This is a genomic window from Xenorhabdus kozodoii (genome assembly GCF_002632875.1).
Taxonomy (GTDB): Bacteria; Pseudomonadota; Gammaproteobacteria; order Enterobacterales; family Enterobacteriaceae; genus Xenorhabdus; species Xenorhabdus kozodoii.
This window is the reverse complement of the sequence record NZ_NJCX01000001.1, coordinates 255,410-279,956: the sequence shown is the minus strand read 5'-3', so window position 1 is coordinate 279,956 and position 24,547 is coordinate 255,410. Positions and strand designations below refer to the sequence as shown.

Annotated in this window: 17 protein-coding genes; 13 read left to right on the top strand and 4 right to left on the bottom strand. The window is 45.2% G+C overall.

Annotated elements, in window-relative coordinates; all coding sequences use genetic code 11:
• Positions 1–35 precede the first annotated feature (35 nt).
• Both uraA and upp read right to left on the bottom strand, forming a co-directional pair.
• Positions 36–1,346, bottom strand: a complete 1,311-nt coding sequence (gene uraA, locus Xkoz_RS01190; RefSeq protein ID WP_099140377.1) for a uracil permease — start codon at positions 1,344–1,346, stop codon at positions 36–38.
• 69 nt (positions 1,347–1,415) lie between these two features.
• Entirely contained in the window at positions 1,416–2,042 is a 627-nt protein-coding gene (upp, locus tag Xkoz_RS01185; RefSeq protein WP_099140376.1) for a uracil phosphoribosyltransferase, read from the bottom strand.
• A gap of 226 nt (positions 2,043–2,268) precedes the next feature.
• Here upp and purM point away from each other — a divergent pair, with 226 nt between their 5' ends.
• The 6 genes from purM (at position 2,269) to mgtE (ending at position 10,267) form a co-directional block, all read left to right on the top strand.
• A complete protein-coding gene (gene purM / locus Xkoz_RS01180) occupies positions 2,269–3,312 on the top strand; it encodes a phosphoribosylformylglycinamidine cyclo-ligase (RefSeq protein ID WP_099140375.1) in 1,044 nt (347 codons plus the stop codon).
• A 128-nt stretch (positions 3,313–3,440) separates the two neighbouring features.
• Complete coding sequence (gene purN / locus Xkoz_RS01175) at positions 3,441–4,079, top strand: phosphoribosylglycinamide formyltransferase (RefSeq protein WP_099140374.1); 639 nt, start codon at positions 3,441–3,443, stop codon at positions 4,077–4,079.
• A gap of 253 nt (positions 4,080–4,332) precedes the next feature.
• On the top strand, positions 4,333–4,887 hold the full coding sequence (gene speG, locus Xkoz_RS01170; protein WP_099140373.1) for a spermidine N1-acetyltransferase: 555 nt from the start codon (positions 4,333–4,335) through the stop codon (positions 4,885–4,887).
• 52 nt (positions 4,888–4,939) lie between these two features.
• Positions 4,940–7,009: a polyphosphate kinase 1 gene (gene ppk1, locus Xkoz_RS01165; RefSeq protein ID WP_099140372.1), complete on the top strand. Its 2,070-nt coding sequence runs from the start codon at positions 4,940–4,942 to the stop codon at positions 7,007–7,009.
• A 3-nt stretch (positions 7,010–7,012) separates the two neighbouring features.
• The gene (ppx, locus tag Xkoz_RS01160) at positions 7,013–8,545 is read left to right on the top strand and encodes an exopolyphosphatase (RefSeq protein ID WP_099140371.1); all 1,533 of its coding nucleotides are present in this window, start codon (positions 7,013–7,015) and stop codon (positions 8,543–8,545) included.
• 258 nt (positions 8,546–8,803) lie between these two features.
• Positions 8,804–10,267 (top strand): magnesium transporter, encoded by a 1,464-nt coding sequence (mgtE, locus tag Xkoz_RS01150; RefSeq protein WP_099140369.1) that lies wholly within the window; start codon positions 8,804–8,806, stop codon positions 10,265–10,267.
• Between the two features lie 207 nt (positions 10,268–10,474).
• Here mgtE and Xkoz_RS01145 read toward each other — a convergent pair whose 3' ends face one another.
• Positions 10,475–10,762 carry a hypothetical protein gene (locus Xkoz_RS01145; RefSeq protein ID WP_099140368.1) on the bottom strand — a complete coding sequence of 96 codons (288 nt, stop codon included), beginning with the start codon at positions 10,760–10,762 and terminating at the stop codon, positions 10,475–10,477.
• Positions 10,763–11,128: 366 nt separating this feature from the next.
• Here Xkoz_RS01145 and Xkoz_RS01140 point away from each other — a divergent pair, with 366 nt between their 5' ends.
• The 5 genes from Xkoz_RS01140 to baeR are packed head-to-tail and all read left to right on the top strand — an operon-like array spanning position 11,129 to position 20,763.
• Entirely contained in the window at positions 11,129–12,367 is a 1,239-nt protein-coding gene (locus Xkoz_RS01140) for an MdtA/MuxA family multidrug efflux RND transporter periplasmic adaptor subunit (protein WP_099140367.1), read from the top strand.
• Entirely contained in the window at positions 12,367–15,522 is a 3,156-nt protein-coding gene (locus Xkoz_RS01135) for an MdtB/MuxB family multidrug efflux RND transporter permease subunit (RefSeq protein WP_099140366.1), read from the top strand. The genes Xkoz_RS01140 and Xkoz_RS01135 overlap by 1 nt, the downstream gene beginning before the upstream one ends.
• A complete protein-coding gene (mdtC, locus tag Xkoz_RS01130; protein WP_099140365.1) occupies positions 15,519–18,632 on the top strand; it encodes a multidrug efflux RND transporter permease subunit MdtC in 3,114 nt (1,037 codons plus the stop codon). The genes Xkoz_RS01135 and mdtC overlap by 4 nt, the downstream gene beginning before the upstream one ends.
• Before the next feature lie 26 nt (positions 18,633–18,658).
• The gene (gene baeS, locus Xkoz_RS01125; protein WP_099140364.1) at positions 18,659–20,059 is read left to right on the top strand and encodes an envelope stress sensor histidine kinase BaeS; all 1,401 of its coding nucleotides are present in this window, start codon (positions 18,659–18,661) and stop codon (positions 20,057–20,059) included.
• Positions 20,056–20,763: an envelope stress response regulator BaeR gene (baeR, locus tag Xkoz_RS01120; RefSeq protein WP_099140363.1), complete on the top strand. Its 708-nt coding sequence runs from the start codon at positions 20,056–20,058 to the stop codon at positions 20,761–20,763. Before baeS ends, baeR begins: the two co-directional genes overlap by 4 nt.
• 70 nt (positions 20,764–20,833) lie before the next feature.
• On the opposite strand, the gene Xkoz_RS01115 is transcribed toward baeR, so the two are convergent.
• Positions 20,834–21,991 carry an MFS transporter gene (locus Xkoz_RS01115; protein WP_099140362.1) on the bottom strand — a complete coding sequence of 386 codons (1,158 nt, stop codon included), beginning with the start codon at positions 21,989–21,991 and terminating at the stop codon, positions 20,834–20,836.
• A 256-nt stretch (positions 21,992–22,247) separates the two neighbouring features.
• Between Xkoz_RS01115 and Xkoz_RS01110 the strand changes: the two genes are divergently transcribed.
• The gene (locus tag Xkoz_RS01110) at positions 22,248–22,592 is read left to right on the top strand and encodes a YegP family protein (RefSeq protein WP_099140361.1); all 345 of its coding nucleotides are present in this window, start codon (positions 22,248–22,250) and stop codon (positions 22,590–22,592) included.
• Positions 22,593–22,932: 340 nt separating this feature from the next.
• Positions 22,933–24,303: a prephenate-dependent tRNA uridine(34) hydroxylase TrhP gene (gene trhP, locus Xkoz_RS01105; protein WP_099140360.1), complete on the top strand. Its 1,371-nt coding sequence runs from the start codon at positions 22,933–22,935 to the stop codon at positions 24,301–24,303.
• The last annotated feature ends 244 nt before the right edge of the window (positions 24,304–24,547 follow it).

Below are 24,547 nucleotides of genomic sequence, written 5' to 3'. Positions count from 1 at the left end.
AAAACCCCCTTCCTAATCAATGTCATCAACGTATTTTATTCTGCCACTTCACTCTTCTTATCCGGTCTCATTGATCCTAAAGAGGCGTTAATATACTGTTCTTCTGGCCGGATAATGCTTATCAATTTGAAAAAGAGACTCAAACCAATACCGACAACCGTTGCAAGCGCCATTCCCTTCAATTCTGCTGCGCCAATCTGAATTTTGGCTCCGCTGACCCCAATAATCAAAATAACAGCAGTTAATATCAGGTTCTGAGCCTTACTGTAATCAACTTTTGAATCAATCAAAACCCGAATGCCCGATGCGCCAATCACGCCATAGAGTAACAGTGAGACGCCTCCCATCACGGGGACGGGGATCATTTGGATCGCAGCCGCCAATTTACCCACGCAGGAAAGCAATATTGCCATCACCGCAGCGCCGCCAATCACCCATGTGCTATACACACGAGTCAGCGCCATCACACCAATATTTTCACCATAAGTCGTGTTAGGGGTTGAACCAAAAAATCCCGAAAATAGGGTTGAAATCCCATTAGCAAACATTGAGCGATGCAGCCCTGGATTTTTCAATAAATCTTTCTGCACGATATTTGCCGTCACCACCAAGTGCCCCACATGTTCCGCAATGACCACCAGCGCCGCAGGTAAAATGGTCATAATGGCAAACCATTCAAAACGCGGGGTATAGAACGTCGGCAAGGCAAACCACGGGGCTTCACGTACTGGCGTCAAATCAACAATGCCCATAAAAAATGACAGCCCATAACCGACCAAGACGCCAATCAAAATCGGAATAATCGCCATGAAGCCACGGAATATCACCGATCCTAAAATGGTCGTCCCCAGCGTTACCATGGATATGGTCAAATGGGTCACATTAATTTCAGTCCCTGCCGCCGGGCGCAATCCCGCCATATCAGCCGCAACACCCGCTAATTCCAGGCCGATCACGGCAACAATGGCTCCCATCGCTGCCGGTGGAAACATCACATTGATCCATCCCCTTCCCGCAACTTTGACAATCAGGGCAACCAAACAAAACAACAAACCGCAAACAATAAATCCCCCCAATGCCAATTCATATCCCAAAGGTAACAACAGCAATACAGGCGAAATAAAAGCAAAACTGGAGCCAAGATAAGCCGGAATTTTTCCTCGGCAAATCACCAAATACAGTAATGTTCCAATGCCATTGAATAACAAAATTGTCGCGGGATTAACTTTAAATAAAATGGGAACCAAAACGGTTGCACCAAACATGGCAAATAGATGTTGCAAACTTAAAGGAATAGTCTGTGCCAAAGGCGGTCTTTCTTCCACCCCAATAGTCCGACGGGTCATGATTGATATCCTCTTATCTCATCCTGCTAGGAACAAAAAAAAGCCGACTTGTTAAGTCGGCTATCAATGTTATTTAGTGCCAAATATTTTATCGCCTGCATCCCCTAAACCTGGGACGATATATCCATGCTCATTGAGACACTTATCAATCGAAGCGGTATATAGCTCAACATCAGGGTGAGCTTTCTCCAGTGCAGCGACCCCTTCTGGCGCGGCAACCAAAACCAGCACCTTAATGACGGGGCATCCCGCTTTCTTCAGTAAATCAATGGTTGCGATCATAGAGCCGCCGGTTGCCAGCATCGGATCGACAACCAATGCCATACGTTCATTGATATCAGAGACTAATTTCTGAAAATAAGGTACTGGCTCAAGCGTTTTTTCATCACGATATACACCAACAACACTGATCCGGGCACTAGGGATATTTTCCAGTACACCATCCATCATGCCCAAACCCGCACGCAGGATAGGTACGACAGTAATTTTTTTCCCTTTAATCTGCTCTATTTCTACCGGACCACACCATCCATCAATGGTCACTTTTTCCACCTCTAAATCAGCAGTTGCTTCATATGTCAGAAGGTTACCTACCTCTGAGGCCAGTTCACGGAAGCGTTTGGTGCTTATGTCATGATCTCGCATCAGGCCAAGTTTATGTTTAATTAACGGGTGGTTAACCTCAACGATCTTCATGGGTTTCTCCTAATATCACCGGCAGATAAAAAAATCGCGGGATTATAACTCCTTTTGAGCAGCAAGCCACTACCTATCGCGTCAATTTTATCAATGACACGTCGTTTTCGTTGATCCCGATCTAACAGGAAACCGATATAAAGCTATCGCAAACGTTTGCTTAGACTGTTAGAATTGTCGCCGTTCTGTTTTATTCATAAAAATGCAACCGCCTGGGAGCTACGCAGTGACCAACAAAACCTCTCTTAGCTATAAAGATGCTGGTGTCGATATTGATGCTGGTAACGCCTTAGTCAACCGAATTAAAGGTGTCGTAAAACAGACCCGTCGCCCCGAAGTGATGGGAGGATTAGGTGGTTTCGGTGCATTATGTGCCCTGCCACAGAAATATCGTGAACCGGTATTGGTTTCCGGTACAGATGGCGTTGGGACCAAACTGCGTCTGGCCATGGATTTGAAGCGCCATGATACGATCGGCATTGATTTGGTTGCCATGTGTGTCAATGATCTGGTTGTGCAGGGAGCCGAACCGCTTTTCTTTCTTGATTACTATGCCACCGGCAAACTGGATGTCGATACCGCCGCCAGTGTGATCACGGGCATAGCAGAAGGCTGCAAACAAGCGGGCTGTGCATTAGTCGGTGGTGAAACCGCAGAAATGCCGGGCATGTATCATGGTGAAGATTATGATGTCGCAGGTTTTTGCGTCGGTGTCGTGGAAAAATCGGCCATTATTGACGGCAGCCAGGTTCAGGCTGGTGATGCCCTGATTGCACTTGCATCCAGCGGGCCACACTCCAATGGCTATTCTTTGATCCGAAAAATTCTTGAGGTGAGCCAGGCAAATCCAGAAACGACCGAGCTTGAAGGAAAACCGCTTGCAGATCACTTACTTGCCCCAACCCAAATTTACGTCAAAGCCATTCTTGAACTGATTGAAAAAGTTGATGTTCATGCGATTTCACATCTGACTGGCGGCGGCTTCTGGGAAAATATTCCTCGTGTTCTGCCAGCAAACATGCAAGCCAAAATCAACGCTGACAGTTGGCAGTGGCCGGCAATCTTTACCTGGTTACAGCAAGCCGGTAACGTCAGCGAACACGAAATGTATCGCACATTTAACTGTGGTGTCGGTATGATAATCGCACTTCCCCAATCTCAGGTAGAGCTGGCGATTTCGCATTTGACTGCGTCAGGCGAACAAGCATGGCAAATTGGTACAATTGCTGAACTTCATACTGGCGAGCAACCTGTAGTGATTACAAAATAAATGTCAGAAGATAAGCGATTACAAAATAAATATTTCGTCTGATTGATTTCAAGTTACAGCCAATAAGGCTGTAACTTGAAAAAATGAGGGGCATATCAGCCAATGAATTTCTTCAGTGAAAACCGATTATGAAAAAAATTGTCGTCTTAGTCTCCGGCGCTGGCAGTAACCTGCAATCCATCATAGACGCCTGCCAACAAAACCGAATTAATGGACATGTTGTTGCCGTTTTCAGTAATAATGCTAATGCCTATGGGTTGCAACGTGCTAAACAGGCAGATATCCCTGCTCACTTTATCAACCCAAAAGCCTATGCGGATCGGACAAGTTATGATGTCGCCCTGTTCAAAGCCATTGATCAATATGCTCCCGATGTCGTGGTTTTAGCGGGTTACATGAGGATCTTATCGCCCGAATTTGTACAGCACTATCATGGATGCCTGCTCAATATTCACCCTTCTCTCTTGCCCAAATATCCGGGCCTGCATACCCATCGAAAAGCCATTGAAAACGGTGATCAAGAACATGGCACTTCCGTCCATTTCGTGACTGAAGAGTTAGATGGAGGACCGATTATTTTACAGGCTAAGGTGCCCATTTTTGAGGGCGATAAAGAAGAGGATGTTATCAAGCGGGTACAGAGCCAAGAACACAATATTTATCCTTTGGTCATCGGCTGGTTTTTAAACCAACGTTTGGTCATGGAAGGTGGTACTGCGATTATGGATGGCAACGTTCTTCCCCCACAAGGTTACGCATCGGAATAACTTTTATTAGCAGACTTCAACTTACAGCTTTGTGTTAGCGGATTTTGTTATAATATTTTTTAAGTGCTATATTTCAGTGAGACTTTGCTGTAAGTTGCTATCTTGGAATAATTTATTTTCTACCCACGAAAATTTTAGCCATTTACCTATATAAAAAATATTAATCCGGCAATCATTATTTGCTCGAATATTATTTAATATCAAATATATTTACACCCTACAGATTTCAATAAAAAAAACACTGAGGTAGCCAATGTCCAGTGGTTCAGAAAGTCCATCGGTAAACTTACGTCCTCTTGAACGGGAAGATCTCCCTTTTGTTCATCAACTCGATAATAACGCCAGTGTTATGCGTTACTGGTTTGAAGAGCCTTACGAAGCGTTTGTGGAATTATGCGATCTCTATGACAAGCATATTCATGACCAAAGTGAGCGCCGTTTTATCATCGAAAGCCGGAATTCTAAAGTGGGATTAGTCGAATTAGTCGAGATTGATTATATCCACCGTCGTGCAGAATTTCAGATCATCATCGCACCAGCCTACCAAGGGCAAGGGTATGCAGAGGTGGTTGTCAAACTTGCGATGGAATACGCTTTTGCTGTCTTAAATCTTTACAAGCTGTATCTGATTGTTGATAAAGAGAATACGAAAGCCATTCATATATACAATAAATTGGGATTCTATACTGAGGGTGAATTAATCGATGAATTTTTTGTCAACGGCTCTTATCATACCGCTATTAGGATGTGCACTTTCCAGCACCACTATTTCGCCAATAAAGCCCAAATCAATACATCGACTCATTAAACACCACCCATTAAACTCAGTGGCAAACCCAATGGAGTAGCAAGGAGTAGTCATGTCCCACGATCGTCTTTATACCGAGAAAGAACTTAGCTGGCTCTCTTTCAACGAACGTGTACTTCAGGAAGCGGCTGATAAAAGTAATCCGTTGATTGAAAGAATGAGGTTTTTAGGGATCTACTCCAATAATTTAGATGAGTTTTATAAAGTGCGTTTTGCCGATGTAAAACGACGCATTCTTATCAGTGAAGAACGGGGTTCAGCCACTACCGCTCGCCAATTGTTGAAAAAGATCCAGGCCAAGGTTGCCAAAATCGATCAGGAGTTCGATGCCCTCTATAATGATTTATTGCTGGAAATGGCGCGTAATCAGATTTTCTTGATCAATGAACGGCAGATATCCCCAAATCAACAAATCTGGCTGCGGCAATATTTTCGCCAGCATTTGCGGCCACATATCACCCCCATCGTCATCAACTCAGAAACAAATCTGGTTGAGTTTCTCAAGGATGATTATACCTATTTGGCCGTTGAAATTATTCAGGGGCAAGAAACGCAATATGCGTTGTTGGAAATTCCATCAGATAAAGTCCCGCGTTTCGTCAACCTCCCCCCGGAGATGCCGAAAAAACGCAAATCAATGATATTGCTTGACAATATTCTGCGCTACACGCTGGATGAAATTTTCAAGGGGTTCTTCGATTACGATACCTTGAACGTCTATTCGATGAAAATGACCCGCGATTCCGAATATGATTTAGCAACGGAGATGGAATCCAGTCTGCTGGAACTGATGTCTTCCACGCTGAAACAAAGGCTGACGGCGGAACCCGTCCGGTTTGCCTATCAGCGCGATATGCCTGATGAAATGGTTGAACTTCTGCGCAGCAAGCTGGGATTATCCAATGATGACTCGGTGATTGCCGGTGGCCGTTATCATAACTTTAAAGATTTCATCAAATTTCCCAATGAAGGAAATCGGCATTTACTGAATAAACCCGTACCGCGGTTGCGCCATACCTGGTTTGAGCATTTCCGCAATGGGTTCGACGCGATCCGTGAAAGGGATGTCCTGCTCTATTATCCTTATCACACATTCGAACATGTGCTGGAATTGCTGCGTCAGGCTTCTTTCGATCCCAGCGTGCTCTCGATCAAGATTAATATCTACCGCGTCGCAAAAGACTCACGCATTATTGACTCCATGATCCATGCCGCATACAACGGCAAGAAAGTAACCGTTGTGGTGGAGTTACAGGCACGTTTTGACGAAGAAGCCAATATTCATTGGGCGAAACGCCTCACCGAAGCCGGTGTCCATGTTATCTTCTCCGCCCCTGGTTTAAAAATTCACGCCAAACTCTTCATCATTTCGCGTCTGGAAGGGGAAGAAATTATTCGCTATGCCCACATTGGCACGGGAAACTTTAACGAAAAAACCGCGCGCCTCTATACTGACTATTCTCTGCTGACGGCCAAACCCGAAGTCACCAATGAAGTTCGCCGCGTGTTTAACTTCATTGAAAATCCTTATCGGCCTGTCACATTTGATAATTTAATGGTATCGCCGCAAAATTCACGGGCTATGCTCAATCGGCTGATCAGCCAAGAAATCAAAAATGCCCAGGCGGGTGAATTGGCAGGTATCACGTTGAAAATCAATAACCTTGCAGACAAGGAATTGATCGATCGCCTGTATGATGCTTCTGAAGCTGGCGTTAAGATCCGCATTCTTGTACGCGGCATGTGCTCTTTGGTGCCTAATCAACCCGGTTTTAGTGAAAACATTCAAGTCACCAGTATTGTGGATCGTTTTCTGGAACACGATCGCGTTTATGTTTTCACCAACAAAGGCAATGAAAAAGTTTTCCTTTCTTCCGCCGATTGGATGACCCGTAACATTGACTATCGCATTGAGGTGGCAGTTTGTCTGCTTGACCCGATGTTAAAACAACACGTTATGGATATCCTTGAACTGCAATTCAGTGATACCGTCAAATCACGCTATATTGATAAGGAATTGAGCAATCGCTATGTTCCACGAGGAAATAGGCGTAAAATCCGCGCGCAGCTTGCTGTTTATGATTATTTGAAAAACCTCGAACAACCGGAACCAAGAGCCTGATCTATGCCGTTGAAACACGACACTCCCATGCCCAAGCCCCAAGAAATTGCCACGATTGATTTGGGCTCCAATAGCTTTCATATGGTCATCGCCCGCATTGTCAACGGCGCGCTACAGGTTATTGGTCGTTTAAAGCAACGGGTATACCTTGCCGATGGCTTAAACAATAAAAATGAATTAAGCGAAGAAGCCATAAACCGCGGCCTGAATTGCCTTGCCCTGTTTGCAGAACGGTTGCAGGGTTTTTCCGCAGATAATGTCTGCTTGGTGGGAACACACAGTTTACGTGAAGCCACCAACGTACAAGAATTTCTGAAACGGGCAAAAGAAGTCATTCCCTATCCCATTGAAATTATTTCTGGTCATGAAGAAGCTCGCCTGATTTTTATGGGCGTTGAACACACCCAACCGGAAAAAGGCCGAAAATTGGTGATTGATATTGGCGGAGGCTCCACGGAATTGGTTATTGGTGAAGACTTCGAACCGCTGTTGATTGAAAGCCGCCGTATGGGTTGTGTCAGTTTTTCCCGCCAATTCTTTCCTGACGGAGTCATTAATGAGCATAATTTTCGCAAGGCACGGCTTCAGGCGGCACAAAAACTGGAGAATCTCGTCTGGCTATTTCGGACAAAAGGCTGGGATTTTGCCCTAGGTGCGTCGGGAACGATCAAGGCAATACACGAACTGTTGGTCGAGCTGGGTGAAAAAGATGGCCTGATTACCCCTGAGCGTTTAAACATGTTGATGAAACGTGTCCTGAAATACAAAAATTTCAATGCCCTGGTATTGCCTGGGTTATCCAATGATCGCAAGCAAACGTTCGTTCCCGGATTAGCAATCTTGTGCGGTATTTTCGATGCCTTACATATTCAGGAACTACGCTTATCCCACGGCGCATTGCGGGAAGGTGTACTTTACGAAATGGAAGATCGTTTCCGCCATCAGGATATTCGTCAACGAACCGCCAAAAGCCTTGCCGAACACTATAATATCGATCGGGAACAAGCAAACCGTGTCTGGAATACGGCCAACAGCCTGTATGGTCAATGGTCGGAGCAAAATCCCAAACGCGTACATCCACAACTGGAATCGATCCTACTGTGGGCAGCCATGTTGCATGAAGTGGGTTTAAGCATTAATCTAAATGGGTTGCAACGGCATTCCGCTTATATCCTGCAACATACCGATCTACCTGGGTTCACCCAGGAACAGCAATCGTTGCTGGCAACACTGGTACGTTACCACCGTAAGTCAATTAAAGTGCATGAGCATCCCCGTTTTTATCTGTTTAAGAAAAAACAGTATCTTCCCATGCTGAAGATATTACGATTGGCCACCTTGTTAAATAATCAACGCCAATCCACTACGACACCGGATACCCTGAGGCTGGAAACCGATCATGGTCATTGGACGCTCTACTTACCCAAAAACTATTTAAAGCACAATGCCCTGGTGTTGCTCGATCTCGAGCAGGAGCAAAACTACTGGAATGATGTGACTGGCTGGAACTTATACATTCAAGAGGAATCGACTTAACGATATTTCATTATGAAAAAAAACAAGAAAACGGTCCAAATGATAAAATTGGTGCTGTTTATCAGCTTCTTAATTTTATTTGGCCGTTTTATCTATTCATTTATGGCCGCATTGGAGTATCACCAGCAAACACAGCAACATCGGTGAAATCTCTCACTCGCCAGAAAACAGAATATAATACCCTATAGTTCTCAAATTTATGGCAATATTATTGCTAACGCCGGTTTTTTGCCCTATTTTCTGCCTTAAAGGTGCACCATGTCACAATCGGTCTTTACACCTGATAATTCAACGATTGCCAGCCAACATTCCCAAAAACTGGCACATATTCGTCAACGTCTGCTTTCCCTATTCATCCACGATAAACGATTTGTCGATACACTATTGGGTCAAGCTGATGAACATTCAGCTATCAGTGACGAACAGTTATTGGAAAAAATGGAGGAAGTCAGTGCGTTACTGGTCAACCTGCATGCTGCCGATATTGCCGACATACTGGAAGCCTTACCTTATGATGAACGTCTTGCCTTATGGCGTCTGATCGACAATAACCAGCGCGGTGAGGTGTTGGTAGAAGCCTCTATTCCCGTTTGGGATAACCTGATCAAGGACATGACGGACGTTGAGTTGTTACGCGCCATCGGTAAGCTGCACGTAGATGAACAAGCTTATATTGCAGAACATCTTCCCCGTGATACCACCCGCCGCTTACTGACCTATCTGGAGCCGAGCCAACGCAATCGGATCCGGGAAGTCTTGCAGTACCATAAAGACAGTATCGGCCAAATGATGGATTTCGAGTTAGTCACAGTAAGAGCCAACGTGACACTCAGCGCCGTTCAACGTTTTTTACGTTCCAGGGGCACGATCCCTGAAGCCACCGATAAAATTTTTGTTATTGACCGCAAGAACCGCCTACAGGGAGAGCTTCTCCTCACCACTTTGTTGATCAACGTACCGGATAAGTTAGTTTCCGAAGTCATGAATACGGATACCGTGACTTTCCTGCCAGAGCAAAAAGGTGAAGATGCCGCCAGTGCATTTGAACGTTATGACTTGATTTCTGCCGCCGTGGTGGACAATAACGGGCGCCTGATGGGACGCCTGACGGTTGAAGATATTGTTGATACCTTAAGTGAAGAAACGGATACCAATATTCGTCGAATGGGAGGCTTAAGCCGCGAAGAAGATGTTTTTGCCCCTGTCGGTCAGGCCGTCAAAACCCGCTGGACATGGCTTGCCATCAATTTGTGTACTGCGTTTGTGGCATCACGGGTCATCGGACTCTTTGAGCATACCATTTCCCAACTCGTTGCCCTTGCAACCTTGATGCCCATCGTAGCCGGCATTGGTGGCAATACCGGTAACCAGACCATTACTATGATCGTCCGTGCATTCGCGCTCCATCAAATCCAGACAGGCAGTTTTTCCTATCTGCTATTAAGAGAATTTGGGGTTGCTTTTATCAACGGCATTATCTGGGGCGGGCTCATGGGGGTTATCACTTATCTGCTCTATGGCGATCTTGCCATGGGGGGAGTCATGACAATGGCAATGACATTGAACCTACTGATGGCCGCGCTGATGGGCGTCTTAATCCCGTTTATTATGATGAAATTGGGAAGAGATCCGGCCATCGGCTCCAGTGTGATGATTACCGCCATTACAGATACTGGCGGGTTCTTTATTTTTCTGGGGCTGGCAACGTTATTTTTGGTTTAATTCAGTTTACAGTAACGCCGATAATTCAATCGGCGTTTTCTCAATGAATTAATACATCCTGTCATCCCAAACACTATAACCCGATGTTCCTGCCATATGGTGACGACAAATAATATACCAGTCGCCTTTCAAGATGCGTTTTATATCTTTAAATTCAAATTGTTATGTAAAAAAGCGTGATAAAAATAAACATAACATCACCCCCGATTAAATATCATAATTCTCTATTATTTCTATTTTTCGAGTATCTTTTTTATATTTTTCCTTAAGTTTATTCTGTAACAATTTTGCTTTCGTACAATATTGTTCAATATCATTTTCTATTTCTTTCTTGCGTTCATCAGACAAATGACTATCCCATTCACCGGCAAAATGTTGGCAGTCTTCTGCATTATCTATATACTCTTGCAAATCTTTTGGAATAATATTGTCTGACGCCAAAGTAAATCCGCATAAAAAGAAAAACATGATGCAGACCATTGTTAATTTTTTCATATTACCTACCATCGCTAGACCAGTGAAGCCTATCCTTTATACTACTGTAAAATTTTACCACTCTGTAACTTTTACTTGACATCAATTAGTTTTCTATCCTGACTTATCCTCTTAGTGCTTCATCATCAACCACAAAGAGGATATTCTGTTTCTGCATAACAGAATTCCCTATGACCCATTGGATACCCCATCACAAATCCCATGAAAATCACGACCAGAAACATTATCTTTTTGACATAACCTCCATATTTTCTTCATTATTGACGAATTCTTGTTGGTTACACTAATAATATATTCTTGCATCTCGTCTGGAAGAAGATGCTACATGATTGGCTAACGCCACAACATTAAGAGAATGTCGAACAAATGAATAACAAAAGCCGTGCCTATTTTCTCCGATTCGCTGCGGTGCTAGCCGTGATCGTCGGGGCAGTTTTCTTTGCGTGGAAATACTTCTACACGCCTTCACCCGTCGGTGGTTCTCAACATTCAGGATCAAAACAGCGTTTACCTCACACCGTTCAACCACCGGTGCAAGTCGCGACGGCTGAAATCAAATCTGTACCCCATTATTTAGGCGGATTAGGAACGGTTCTGGCGGCAAATACGGTCACGGTCACTAGCCAAGTGGAAGGGCAGCTAATAGCCCTGCATTTCAATGAAGGCCAATACGTCAAAAAAGATGATCTGCTGGCGGAAATCGATCCCCGTCCCCTAAAGGTCAAGCTGGCAAAAGTGCAAGGACAATATGCCAGGGATCAAGCCACATTGGCTAACGCTAAGCAAGATTTGCTCCGCTTTCAGCAATTGGCGAAAAGTAAACTTATCTCTCAGCAAGATTTGGATAAGCAAATCGCTTTAGTTCGCCAGAGTGAAGCCAGCTTACAAGCCGATCAGGCAGATATCGATGAAGCCAAACTGCAATTGGCATACAGCCGTATCACTGCGCCGATTTCCGGTCGCGTCGGGTTAAAACGCATTGATGTCGGCAACCACGTATCGGGTGGAGGAACAACGGCCATTGTGGTTATTACGCAAGTTGACCCCATAGATGTCCTGTTTTCCCTGCCTGAAAACGATATCTCTGCCGTGTTAAAGGCCCAAAAAGATCACAAAAATGTGGCCGTCAGTGCGTGGGATCGCAATAATCAGCAGCCATTGGCGCAAGGAACATTAACCAGTATCGATAACCTGATCGATGTTACTACTGGCACCATCAAGCTGAAAGCCCAGTTTAATAACCAAGATAATGTGTTATTCCCTAATCAATTCGTCAATATCCAGATGAAAGTCAATACATTGAGCGATGTTGTTGTGATCCCCTCGGCTGGATTACAAATCGGAAATAGCGGTAATTTCGTCTGGAAAGTGGATAAAGCCAATAAGGTCAGCAAACATAAGGTGATTGCCGGCTTGCAAGATAATCAATCGGTGGTCATCAATAGTGGTCTGTCAGCAGGCGAACGCGTTGTCACTGATGGCATTGACAACCTGACTGAAGGTGCCACGGTTGAAATTGTTAAACCCCTGGCAATTGAAACACTCGACGCGGATCAAAATAAGAAAAATTCCGGGCAATCAAACGGTAAAGCGGAGAATTCCTGATGCAATCTCATTCTCCAATGACAGGCGGAGGGCCATCCCGCCTGTTTATCTTGCGTCCTGTTGCCACGACACTGTTTATGATTGCGATCTTGCTGGCTGGGCTAATGGGTTACCGGATGCTACCAGTTTCTGCACTGCCGCAAGTGGATTACCCAACAATTCAAGTGGTGACCCTGTATCCTGGTGCCAATCCAGATGTCATGACCTCCGCGGTAACTGCACCGTTAGAACGCCGGTTTGGTCAGATGTCCGGCTTAAAGCAAATGTTATCCAGAAGTTCTGGTGGGGCTTCTGTTATCACGCTGGTATTCCAGCTCTCACTGCCCTTGGATGTGGCTGAGCAAGATGTCCAGGCAGCAATCAATTCAGCCAGTAATCTATTGCCTGATGATCTGCCTTACCCACCCATTTACAGCAAAGTCAATCCGGCTGATCCCCCGATATTGACGCTAGCCGTCACCTCTGACGCCCTGCCGATGAGTCAGGTGCAAGATATGGTGGAAACCCGCATATCCCAGCGTATTTCCCAAGTGAGTGGTGTCGGTTTGGTGACCTTGGCCGGCGGGCAACGCCCCGCTGTACGCGTGAAATTGAATGCACAGGCCGCGGCTGCACAAGGGTTAGACAGTGATGTGATCCGTTCTGCCATCATGAAAGCCAACGTGAATTCGGCAAAAGGCAGCTTTGATGGCCCAACCCGATCCATCACGATATCCTCCAACGATCAGATGAAGTCTATCGATGATTACCGCAATTTAATCGTGGCCTATAAAAATGATGCCCCGATCCGCTTGCGTGATGTCGCCACCATTGAACAAGGCGTGGAAAATAGCAAATTGGGCGCTTGGGCAAACGAGAAACCGGCCATTGTCATCAATGTTCAGCGCCAGCCTGGCGCCAATGTTATTGAGACTACGGATAATATCCGCGTCATGTTGCCAGAATTGATCAATAGCCTGCCTAAATCTGTCAATATGGAAATGCTGACAGATCGTACGGTTTCAATCCGCCATTCCGTCAAGGATGTTCAATTTGAACTGTTGCTGGCTATTGCACTGGTTGTCATGGTGATCTATCTGTTTTTGCGTAACGCCACGGCAACCTTGATCCCAAGTATTGCCGTCCCGCTTTCGCTGGTAGGCACATTTGCCGTGATGTATTTCTGCGGCTTTTCTGTCAATAACCTCACCTTAATGGCATTAACCATCGCAACCGGCTTTGTCGTGGATGATGCTATTGTGGTGATAGAAAATATTTCCCGTCACATTGAACGGGGAGAAAAACCCTTGGCGGCAGCGCTAAAAGGGGCGGGAGAGATCGGTTTTACCATTATCTCCCTAACTTTCTCACTAATCGCCGTTTTGATCCCTTTGCTGTTTATGGGGGATATCGTGGGTCGGCTGTTCCGGGAATTCGCCATTACCCTCGCGGTCGCTATTTTAATTTCTGCCGTTGTCTCATTGACGCTAACGCCAATGATGTGTGCAAGGATGCTGAAACCCGAAGCCGATATTAAGCATAATCGCTTCGAACAGGCATGTGAACGCTGCTTTGAACGCATGATAGCGGTATATGCCGTCTTCCTGAAACGGGTGTTAAATCACCCCTGGATAACACTGGGTGTTGCATTCGGGACGTTGGTGCTGACCGCCCTACTCTATATTATGATCCCAAAAGGGTTTTTCCCCTTGCAGGACAATGGACTAATTCAGGGCACGCTGGAAGCGCCACAGTCCATTTCATTCAATGCCATGGCAGATAAACAGCGGCAAGTCACGGCGCTGTTACTCAAAGATCCTGCCGTGGATAATGTCACAACATTTATCGGTGTCGATGGTAACAATCCAACATTGAATAATTCACGTCTGCAAATCACGTTGAAGCCTCTCAGTCAGCGTGACGATCGTATTGACGAAGTGATCCCACGCCTACAGGCGCGGATTGCCAAAGTCCCCGACGCCAAGTTGTATTTGCAGCCAACACAAGATTTGACCATCGATACCCAGGTATCACGCACACAATACCAGTTTACGTTGCAAGCCACTTCGCTTGATGAACTCGCTGTCTGGGCGCCCAAATTGCAACATGCCTTGAAACAGCAACCAGAATTGGTGGATGTCGGAAACAATTGGCAAGATCAGGGATTAGTGGCTTATATCAATGTGAACAGGGATATGGCCAGCCGTTTTGGGATCTCGATGGCCGCCGTGGATAACGCGTTGTATAACGCTTTTGGTCAACGCCTGATTTCGACTATTTACACCCAATCAAATCAGTATCGCGTTATTCTTGAGCAAGATACGCAGCACTCACCAGGGCTGGAAGCGATAAACCATCTTTATCTGGCCGGTAGTGATGGAAAGATGGTTTCTCTTAATACCATTGCAACTGTTGAACAGCGGCTGGGGAACTTGTCTATCGACCATCTGCAACAATTTCCCTCTGCCACTTTTTCCTTCAATGTGGCCAAAGGGGCGTCCCTTGAACAAGCCGTCAACGCCGTCAAGGATGCAGAACAAGCGATCCAAATGCCAAAAGATATCATCACCCAATTTCAGGGGGCAACACTGGCATTTCAGGATGCGCTGAGTAATACCCTTTGGCTGATTTTGGCTGCTGTCGTTGCTATGTATATCGTGTTGGGGATCTTGTACGAAAGTTTTATTCACCCTGTGACAATCTTGTCAACCTTGCCGACTGCGGGTGTTGGTGCACTGTTGGCGTTGATGGCCGGCGGCTATGAACTGGATATCATCGCCGTTATTGGGATCATTCTCTTGATTGGTATTGTGAAGAAAAATGCCATCATGATGATCGATTTTGCCCTGGCCGCAGAGCGGGAAAAAGGCATGTCCCCCTATGAGGCTATTTACCAAGCCTGTCTGTTACGTTTCAGGCCAATATTGATGACAACAATGGCAGCACTATTGGGCGCATTGCCCCTGATGTTAAGCACCGGTATAGGGGCAGAGCTGCGCCGTCCTTTAGGTGTCAGTATGGTGGGAGGCTTGATCATGAGCCAAATCTTAACCTTGTTCACAACTCCCGTGATTTATCTGCTCTTTGATCGGTTAGCACACTATTGTCGAAATAATAAGAAAGATAATCAAATCAGGCAGGATAAAGCCTCAGTTAATCATCAGGAGCCGCTGTGAAATTCTTCGCCCTATTTATCCGGCGGCCAGTTGCCACAATATTGCTGAGTTTAGCTATCACTCTGTGTGGTGCGCTCAGTTTTGTCTTGCTGCCGGTGTCACCGCTACCACAAGTTGATTTTCCCGTTATGATGGTTCAGGCTTCCATGCCTGGCGCGTCCCCAGAAACGATGGCGTCCTCCGTAACGACCCCGCTGGAACGCGCATTGGGCCGGATCGCCGGGGTAAAAGAGATGTTTTCTGCCAGCTCGTTGGGAACGTCTTCTATTTATCTGGAATTTGATCTCAATCGGGATATCAATGGCGCAGCACGGGATGTCCAGGCCGCTATCAATGCCGCCCAAAGTTTGTTGCCTTCCGGCATGCCAAGCAAACCAACATATTATAAATCCAATCAGTCAGACCCCCCGATCATGATTTTGACTCTCACCTCGGACGATTATAGTGGGGGGCAACTGTATGATCTGGCTTCCACCCGATTGGCGCAAAAGATCGCTCAGATAGAAGGTGTCAGCAGAGTCAGTGTCCACGGAAGCTCATTACCGGCAATACGTGTTGAACTCAATCCTAATGCACTGTTTAATCAAGGTGTTTCCCTTAACGATATCAGTCATGCCATCAGCAACGCCAATGTTCGGCTTCCGGCCGGCCACGTTGATTCGAATAATCAGATTTGGCAGTTACACACCAACGATGAATTGAAAACACCGGACAGTTACCGCTCACTTATTGTCCACTATAACAATGGTGCGCCTGTCAGGTTGCAGGATGTTGCCGATGTCAAAAAATCGGTTGAAGATATTCGCGCAGCAGGCATGTCTGGAAATAAATCGGCCATTGCCCTTATTATCCGCCGTGAAACGGGGGCAAATATTATCTCAACCGTTCAACGTATTCGTGATCAATTTCCTGCCCTGCAAGCCTCTTTACCGGCCAATATTCAGCTAAATGTCGCCCAGGATCGCTCGCCGACTATTCACGCTTCCCTGCAAGAAGTCAAACGGGCGCTAGCTATTGCCGTTGCCCTGGTCATTCTGGTCGTGTTCCTGTTTTTACGTTCCGGCCGAGCTACGTTGATTCCGGCGATCGCTGTTCCGGTCTCCCTCATTGGGACGTTTACCGCCATGTACCTGTGTGGTTTTAGTCTCAACAATCTTTCGTTGATGGCATTAACCATTGCCACCGGATTTGTGGTCGATGATGCGATTGTGGTACTGGAAAATATCTCCCGCCATCTGAACGCGGGGTTAAAACCCATGCAAGCTGCCCTCAAGGGAACCAGGGAAGTGGGATTCACCGTGCTGGCGATGAGCTTATCACTCGTTGCAGTATTTATTCCCCTCGTGTTGATCGATGCATTACTCGGTAGATTGTTCCGCGATTTTGCGGTCACACTGGCCACCGCCATCGGGATTTCACTGCTAATATCATTGACCTTAACCCCAATGATGTGTGCACATCTGCTCAAATCTGTCCCCCTCAATGAGCAAAAGCAGACGCGGGGATTCGGTAAAGTATTGCTGAAAATTCAGCAAGGCTATGCCCGTTCATTGAAATGGATACTTAATCATACTCGCTGGGTGTTGCTGGCCTTGGTTGGCATCATCGCCCTGAATATCTGGCTCTATATCAGCATTCCAAAAACGTTTTTCCCGCAACAAGATACCGGAAAAATGCTGGGATTTGTGGTTGCTGATCAAAAAATTTCATTTCAGGCCATGCGTGAAAAAATGAAGCGCTTTATGCAGGCCATCGATAATGATCCAACCGTGGATAATGTTGTGGGTTTTACCGGGGGCGATAGTATCAATACCGGCTTTATGTTTGTTTCCCTCAAGCCATTGAAAGAACGTAAAGAAAGTATCCAGCAAATTATCACCCGCTTAAGAGGTCAACTCACTAATGAAGCGGGAGCACGCCTATATTTAGTTCCTGTCCAGGATCTAAGAACCGGGGGAGGACAGGGAGGTAAATCGCTTTATCAATTTAATTTGCTATCCGATGATCTTCATGAACTGCGTAAATGGAGTCCGATTGTCAAAAAAGCACTGGAAAAATTGCCTCAGTTAGTGGAAGTCAACGCCGATGAAGATGATGAAGCTAAAGGTGCTGAAATAGCGATTACCTATGATCGTGATGTGATGGCCCGTTTAGGCATCAATGTTGCGCAAGCAAATAGTTTGCTCAATAATGCTTTTGGACAGAACCCGGTTTCCACAATTTACGCCCCCTTAAACCAATATAAAGTGGTCATGGAAGTTGCACCGCAATATAACCAAGATCCCAGTGCGCTGGAGAAAATGTTTGTGATTAATAGCAAAGGGGAACGTATTCCTCTCTCCTACTTCGCCCAATGGCACCCTGCTAATGCACCATTGGATGTTTATCATCAGGATCTTTCAGCTTCTTCGACCATTGCCTTTGATGTGGCACCAGGCTATACACTGTCCGATGCAATCAGTGCGATAGAAAGAACCATCACAGAGCTGGGCGTTCCTTCGGCGGTACGTAGCTCTTTCGCCGGCACCGCACAGGATTTTCAGGAGAGTGAACGTTCCCAGTTATGGGTGATCCTGGCGGCCATCGTCACGGTATACCTGGTGCTTGGCATACTCTATGAGAACTACATTCATCCCCTGACCATCCTTTCTACCTTGCCTTCTGCGGGCGTAGGCGCTTTGCTGGCTCTGGAACTGTTCAATACACCCTTTAGTCTCATCGCCATGATTGGGATTATGCTGTTGATTGGTATTGTCAAGAAAAACGCCATTATCATGGTGGATTTTGCCCTTGAGGCTCAACGCAACGGTAATCTCAGTGCCCAAGATGCGATTTTTCAGGCCAGTTTATTACGATTCCGTCCAATTATGATGACGACACTTTCTGCCCTGTTTGGTGCTTTACCTTTGGTACTGAGTCATGGGGACGGTGCAGAATTACGTTTCCCGCTGGGGATCACTATTGTTGGTGGCCTGGTGATAAGCCAACTTCTCACCCTATATACCACCCCCGTCGTGTATCTGTTTTTTGACCGACTGCGTGAGAAATGGCGTTCTCGCTATGCAAGGCTATCTCGGATAAAGACTATCCCTGATAAGCGCCATTTCTGATCGTTGATTTAGGTAACTGAACCAAAATGAAATTTAGGCTAAGAATGGGCATCAGTGGTAAATTGTTTCTGGCAATTTTTGCCACCTGTATGCTGGTATTAGTCACAATGCATTGGGCCATTTACCTCAGCTTCCAGCACGGTTTTATTGGCTATATCAAGCAAAATAGCCAGACCAGGGCAAATAGGCTGGCAGAAGCATTGACGGAACAATACCAGCAATATGGCAATTGGCGGTTTCTGACTCAAAATGATCGGGCGATATTTCAAATCATCCGTACGATTGAACAGGGTGACAATCCCGATCAAAAAACCAAGTCTCATGGTTGGCGTCCCCAATTTTGGATCGTGGATAATCATATGAATCGTTTGGTAGGACATTCTAATGATATTCCGGCGGAAAGTTATCGCGAGCCAGTCACCCATAAAAATAATATTGTCGGTTGGGTCATTGTCAGCACATCCGACAAAATTACTCGTCAGGCTGATATTAGTTTCGCCCACCAGCAGCAATTCACCCGTTGGGCAATTATCGGTTTTTCCACCTTATTGGCATTGATCGTCACTTTTCTGCTCTCCCGTGGTCTTCTAAGACCCGTTAAACGGCTGGTGGAAGGTACGCATAAACTTGCGGCAGGGGATTTCAGTGTGCGTGTCACGCCATCCAGTCAAGATGAAATAGGTAAATTGGCATCAGATTTTAACCAACTCGCCAGTACGCTGGAAAAAAATGAACAGATGCGCCGTGATTATATGGCCGATATCTCCCATGAATTACGCACGCCACTCTCTGTTTTGCGTGGTGAGTTGGAAGCCTTACAAGATGGCGTGCGCAAACCAACACAGGAAACGCTCCATTCCTTGCTCACGGAAGTGACTACCCTGGCAAAACTGGTTGATGATCTGCATTTATTATCCCTGTCTAATCGTGGCTCACTGGCCTATAGAAAAGAGCGGGTTAATGTCAGTGAATTACTGCAAATCTCTGTGGCGAATTATCACGGCCGCTTTGTGCATAAAAAAATAGATATCTTAGTTAATTTAAAAGAAAATGTGGTCATCTTTGCCGATCCAAATCGGCTGACCCAATTATTTCACAATTTGCTGGAAAACAGCCTACGTTACACTAACGAGTATGGAAAAGTGATCATTCGTGGAGATTCAGATCAGCAAAAATGGATATTGGATATGCAGGATAGTGAACCGGGACTGACGACTGAACAATGTCAGTATGTTTTTGAACGTTTTTATCGTTGCGAATCGTCCCGTAACCGCGCAAGCGGAGGTTCAGGGCTTGGGTTAGCGATTTGCTATAATATCGTTGAAGCCCATGATGGGCTTATTCGCGCGGGGAGCTCACCTTTAGGTGGCATTAAAATTTACCTGGAATTACCGTTGGCTAAATCGTCTGAACTTGAAAAACAATGAGTACACCTCTTATACAATATACTGTTCTCATCGTTGAAGATGAACCCAAGTTGGGGCAACTGCTGGTTGATTATCTACAATCGGCGGATTACCAAACCCAATGGCTCAAACGTGGTGATGAAGTCATCGCTCATGTTCAAAAATACCATCCCCATATTATCTTGCTTGATCTTATGCTGCCTGGTCTTGATGGGTTGTCGGTCTGCCGGGAAATCCGCAAGTTTTCAGATATCCCGATTGTGATGATGACAGCGAAAACGGAAGAAATTGATCGGCTCCTCGGCTTAGAAATTGGGGCTGACGATTATATCTGCAAACCTTATAGCCCACGGGAAATGATTGCCAGAGTCAAAACCATCTTACGCCGTTGCTACCGCCCGAAAGATATCATCACTGAACAAGGTTCCCTGACTATTGATGAAAACCAATTTCAGGCACATTATTTTGAACAGGTGCTGGAACTGACCCCTGTTGAGTTCCGTCTGCTCAAAATTATATCCAGCCAACCAGGGCGTGTTTTTTCCCGTGATCAACTATTGAATAACCTTTATAACGATCATCGCATTGTGAATGATCGTACTATTGATAGCCACATTAAAAACTTGCGTAGGAAGCTGGAGCAATTGGACGGGGATAAATCTTTTATCCGTTCCATTTATGGGTTGGGCTATCGCTGGGAAGCAGAAATCTGCCGTTTACTGTGACACAGCCACCGGCATTAACCATGCCAGTGACGGTTACTCCTCGCGCCAGGATGTCCTACATTTTGGCATGTTATTGCGTTCTTTTATGATCGATAAGACCTGAAATGACAGCTAATAACAATGCCATTAAGGCCAATAGACCACCTGCCAAATTGAGGGAGGTGTAGCCATAATGAGATGCGATAATCACGCCGCCTAACCACGCACCGACGGCATTGCCTAAATTAAAGAATCCAATATTAACCGAGGAAACAAGATTAGCTGCACCAGCCTCCTGAGCTTTATCCATCACCAGACGCTGGATTGGCGATACCGTGGCAAAACCTAATGCCGCCATTAAAAATAGACTTAAACAAGCAATGAATTGATTGTTTCCATAAAGCCAGAAAATAAATAAGACTAAGGATTGTAATCCTAACGTCCAATACAGTAACGGCATCATTGCCTTATCTGCCAGCTTTCCTCCCACAATATTGCCAAAGAAAAATCCTAACCCCAAAACCAAAAGGAGCCATGTTATTGCGCTCTCAGAAAATCCTGCGATATTGATCATCAATGGCGCGATATAAGTCATCGTTGTAAAAAATGCAGCAGGGCCTAATACCGTGATCCCCATCGCCAAAAGCACATGGATATTGGTGAAAGCCAGCAATTCCTTTTTAATACTGGCAGGCGCTTTCTGATCGAATTTAGGTAGTAATATTAAAATACCCACTAATGCGATAATCCCAATCGCTGTAATTATGGCAAAAGTGATGCGCCAGGAAATGGCTTTTCCTATCCATGTTCCAATGGGTATTCCCACCAAATTCGCCAATGTCATTCCACTAAACATAAATGCAATGGCGGTGGTTTTTTTATTTTCAGACACCAGTTCAGCAGCAATAATCGCACCGATCCCCATAAAAGCACCGTGGGTTAGGGAGGCTATAATCCGACCAATAATTGCCAGATAAAATGTTGGGGAAAACGTAGTCAGCGCATTGCCGATGATAAATAATACCATCAACATGGAAAGCATCTTTTTCCTTTCTATACGTCCTCCCAGTATGATTAACATGGGCGCCCCAACAAATACACCCAGTGCATAGCTAGTTACCATATTCCCCGCAGTGGGTATTGAAATATTAAATTCAGTTGCGATTTCAGGGAGTAAACCCGCGACAATAAATTCGGTTGTCGCGATCCCAAATGTCGCTATGGCCAAAACCCAAATAGCTATAGGCATGGAAAACTCCTAATGACAGGCTGAATTAAGCAAGTGATGATTGCAACGGTGTGTATTTATCTCTGAAAGAGATACTGTAATATATTCGTACAACATCCAATTTGGAAGCCGTTACAAATTAATCGACCAATACAAAATAGTCATCATGCGCTATAAAATAGCAGGACAGGCAATAAATTTTTCTCGTCAATCTGTTTGACTGTACAAAATTCAGGCTAAACTTAAGCTGATAATTACCCAATCAGGAGAATTTCTTATGGCTACTGGGCATTATGATCTTAAGAAAACAAAGAACGGGCAATTTTATTTCAATCTGGTGGCAACAAACGGTGACATTATTCTGAGCAGCGAAATGTATACCACCAAGGCTTCCGCCAATAAGGGTATTCACTCTGTGCAAGTCAACTCTCCCGATAAGACTCGCCATGAAGTGAGAAAAAACAAATCGGGCAAACCTTATTTTGTCCTGAAAGCCCGAAACCATCAGATTATTGCGACCAGTGAAACTCATGCCAATGAAGCAAGCGTAAAAAAATGTATGCAATCTGTCATGAAAGTCGGACCAACGGAGAAAATTCGTGATCTGACCAAACAACATTAACAAGTACAATGGATGATTCGCGCCGTATCGACGGCGCGCTTTCTCCCAACGCCAAGTCAGTCCATAGATATTTTCAACCGGTTTTATACGCAACGTAGCATCGTTATATACCAATCCAACTTCAAGTTGCAGTTTGCAAACCAATGGAAGTGCTTATATCTCCCCGCTGCGCGGGGAGATATAAAACGCATCTTGAAAGGCGACGGGGATATTCCCATAATATATTTGTGCTAATGGTAGGAGAAGCGTTAAAATCCCCCTCCTTTAAACCTTACCCTTAGTAATGGTAATGAAAGCTAGGTAAGGGCTGACTTGAACTCAGATCGAGAACGTTAAGAATATGTTTACTCCAGAATTACTTTCTCCTGCCGGCTCCTTGAAAAACATGCGTTACGCATTCGCTTATGGCGCAGATGCTATTTATGCCGGACAACCCCGTTATAGCCTGCGTGTTCGCAATAATGAATTTAACCATGAGACATTGGCCCAGGGCATTAAAGAAGCGCACGAATTAGGTAAGCGTTTTTATGTCGTCGTCAATATTGCCCCACATAATGCAAAGCTGAAAACTTTTATCCGCGACTTAAGACCCGTTGTGGAAATGGGGCCTGATGCATTGATTATGTCTGATCCGGGCTTGATTATGATGGTGCGTGAAACATTCCCTGAAATAGATATTCATCTTTCAGTTCAAGCTAACGCAGTTAACTGGGCGACAGTCAAATTCTGGCAACAAATGGGACTGACACGAGTCATCCTTTCCCGTGAACTCTCGCTGGAAGAAATCGCTGAAATCCGACAGCAAGTACCCGATATGGAACTTGAGATTTTTGTGCATGGCGCACTCTGTATGGCTTATTCTGGCCGCTGTCTGTTATCAGGCTATATTAACAAGCGCGATCCCAATCAGGGCACATGCACTAACGCCTGTCGCTGGGAATACAATGTGCAAGAAGGCAAGGAAGATAGTACCGGCAATATTGTCCACCAGCACGATCCTATTCCGGTCAAAAGTATTGAGCCAACACTGGGTCAAGGCGCACCAACAGATAAGGTATTCATGATAGAAGAAGCCAAGCGTCCTGGCGAATATATGTCAGCGTTTGAAGATGAACATGGTACTTATATCATGAACTCCAAAGACTTACGTGCCATTGAACATGTGGAAAGATTAACAAAGATGGGCGTCCATTCACTGAAAATCGAAGGCCGCACCAAATCTTTCTATTATTGTGCCCGCACTGCCCAGGTATATCGTCGTGCTATAGATGATGCCGTTGCCGGAAAACCGTTCGATTCAACACTGATGACTACATTGGAAGGTTTGGCACATCGTGGCTATACGGAAGGTTTCCTGCGCCGCCATACCCATGATGCTTACCAAACTTACGAATACGGTCATTCAGTGTCAGACAGCCAACAATTTGTTGGTGAATTGACGGGCAATCGAGTCAATGGCTTGGCAGAAGTTGTCGTGAAGAATAAATTTCTGATCGGAGATCGTCTGGAACTGATGACGCCATCTGGCAATATTAATTTTACGTTAGAAACCATGACAAATAAAAAAGGCCAAGCCGTGGAAGTTGCACCAGGTGATGGACATATCGTTTATCTCCCTATTCCTGAAGAAATTAAGTTGGATTATGCTTTACTTATTCGAAACCTAAAAAGTGGCAATACCCGGACACCTTATCCACAAAATGGCAAGTAAAATAAATCGAAATAGGTTTTTAAAGAAATTAATCTACTTTTTTAGAAACAGATCACATCAATGCTAATTTATTTCTCGTATTATCAGCCCTGAAAAATAAATAACTAAAAAAGTTTTATTGTAAGACTAGGAACCACCTCCTTGGCTAGCTCAATCTCCCTTGGGCTGGCCTTTTCTTTTATGACAATAAATTAAAACACAATAAAATCAAAGCGTTATAAAAATACCCATGATCATTAATCAT

Bases quoted from the DNA above. Each gene is read 5' to 3' on its own strand.
- baeR (WP_099140363.1), top strand. From the start codon at position 20,056: ATGAGTACACCTCTTATACAATATACTGTTCTCATCGTTGAAGATGAA.
- ppk1 (WP_099140372.1), top strand. From the start codon at position 4,940: ATGTCCCACGATCGTCTTTATACCGAGAAAGAACTTAGCTGGCTCTCT.
- Xkoz_RS01135 (WP_099140366.1), top strand. From the start codon at position 12,367: ATGCAATCTCATTCTCCAATGACAGGCGGAGGGCCATCCCGCCTGTTT.
- baeS (WP_099140364.1), top strand. From the start codon at position 18,659: ATGAAATTTAGGCTAAGAATGGGCATCAGTGGTAAATTGTTTCTGGCA.
- Xkoz_RS01140 (WP_099140367.1), top strand. From the start codon at position 11,129: ATGAATAACAAAAGCCGTGCCTATTTTCTCCGATTCGCTGCGGTGCTA.
- Xkoz_RS01115 (WP_099140362.1), bottom strand. From the start codon at position 21,991: ATGCCTATAGCTATTTGGGTTTTGGCCATAGCGACATTTGGGATCGCG.
- Xkoz_RS01110 (WP_099140361.1), top strand. From the start codon at position 22,248: ATGGCTACTGGGCATTATGATCTTAAGAAAACAAAGAACGGGCAATTT.
- upp (WP_099140376.1), bottom strand. From the start codon at position 2,042: ATGAAGATCGTTGAGGTTAACCACCCGTTAATTAAACATAAACTTGGC.
- trhP (WP_099140360.1), top strand. From the start codon at position 22,933: ATGTTTACTCCAGAATTACTTTCTCCTGCCGGCTCCTTGAAAAACATG.
- uraA (WP_099140377.1), bottom strand. From the start codon at position 1,346: ATGACCCGTCGGACTATTGGGGTGGAAGAAAGACCGCCTTTGGCACAG.
- Xkoz_RS01145 (WP_099140368.1), bottom strand. From the start codon at position 10,762: ATGAAAAAATTAACAATGGTCTGCATCATGTTTTTCTTTTTATGCGGA.
- mgtE (WP_099140369.1), top strand. From the start codon at position 8,804: ATGTCACAATCGGTCTTTACACCTGATAATTCAACGATTGCCAGCCAA.
- ppx (WP_099140371.1), top strand. From the start codon at position 7,013: ATGCCGTTGAAACACGACACTCCCATGCCCAAGCCCCAAGAAATTGCC.
- purN (WP_099140374.1), top strand. From the start codon at position 3,441: ATGAAAAAAATTGTCGTCTTAGTCTCCGGCGCTGGCAGTAACCTGCAA.
- speG (WP_099140373.1), top strand. From the start codon at position 4,333: ATGTCCAGTGGTTCAGAAAGTCCATCGGTAAACTTACGTCCTCTTGAA.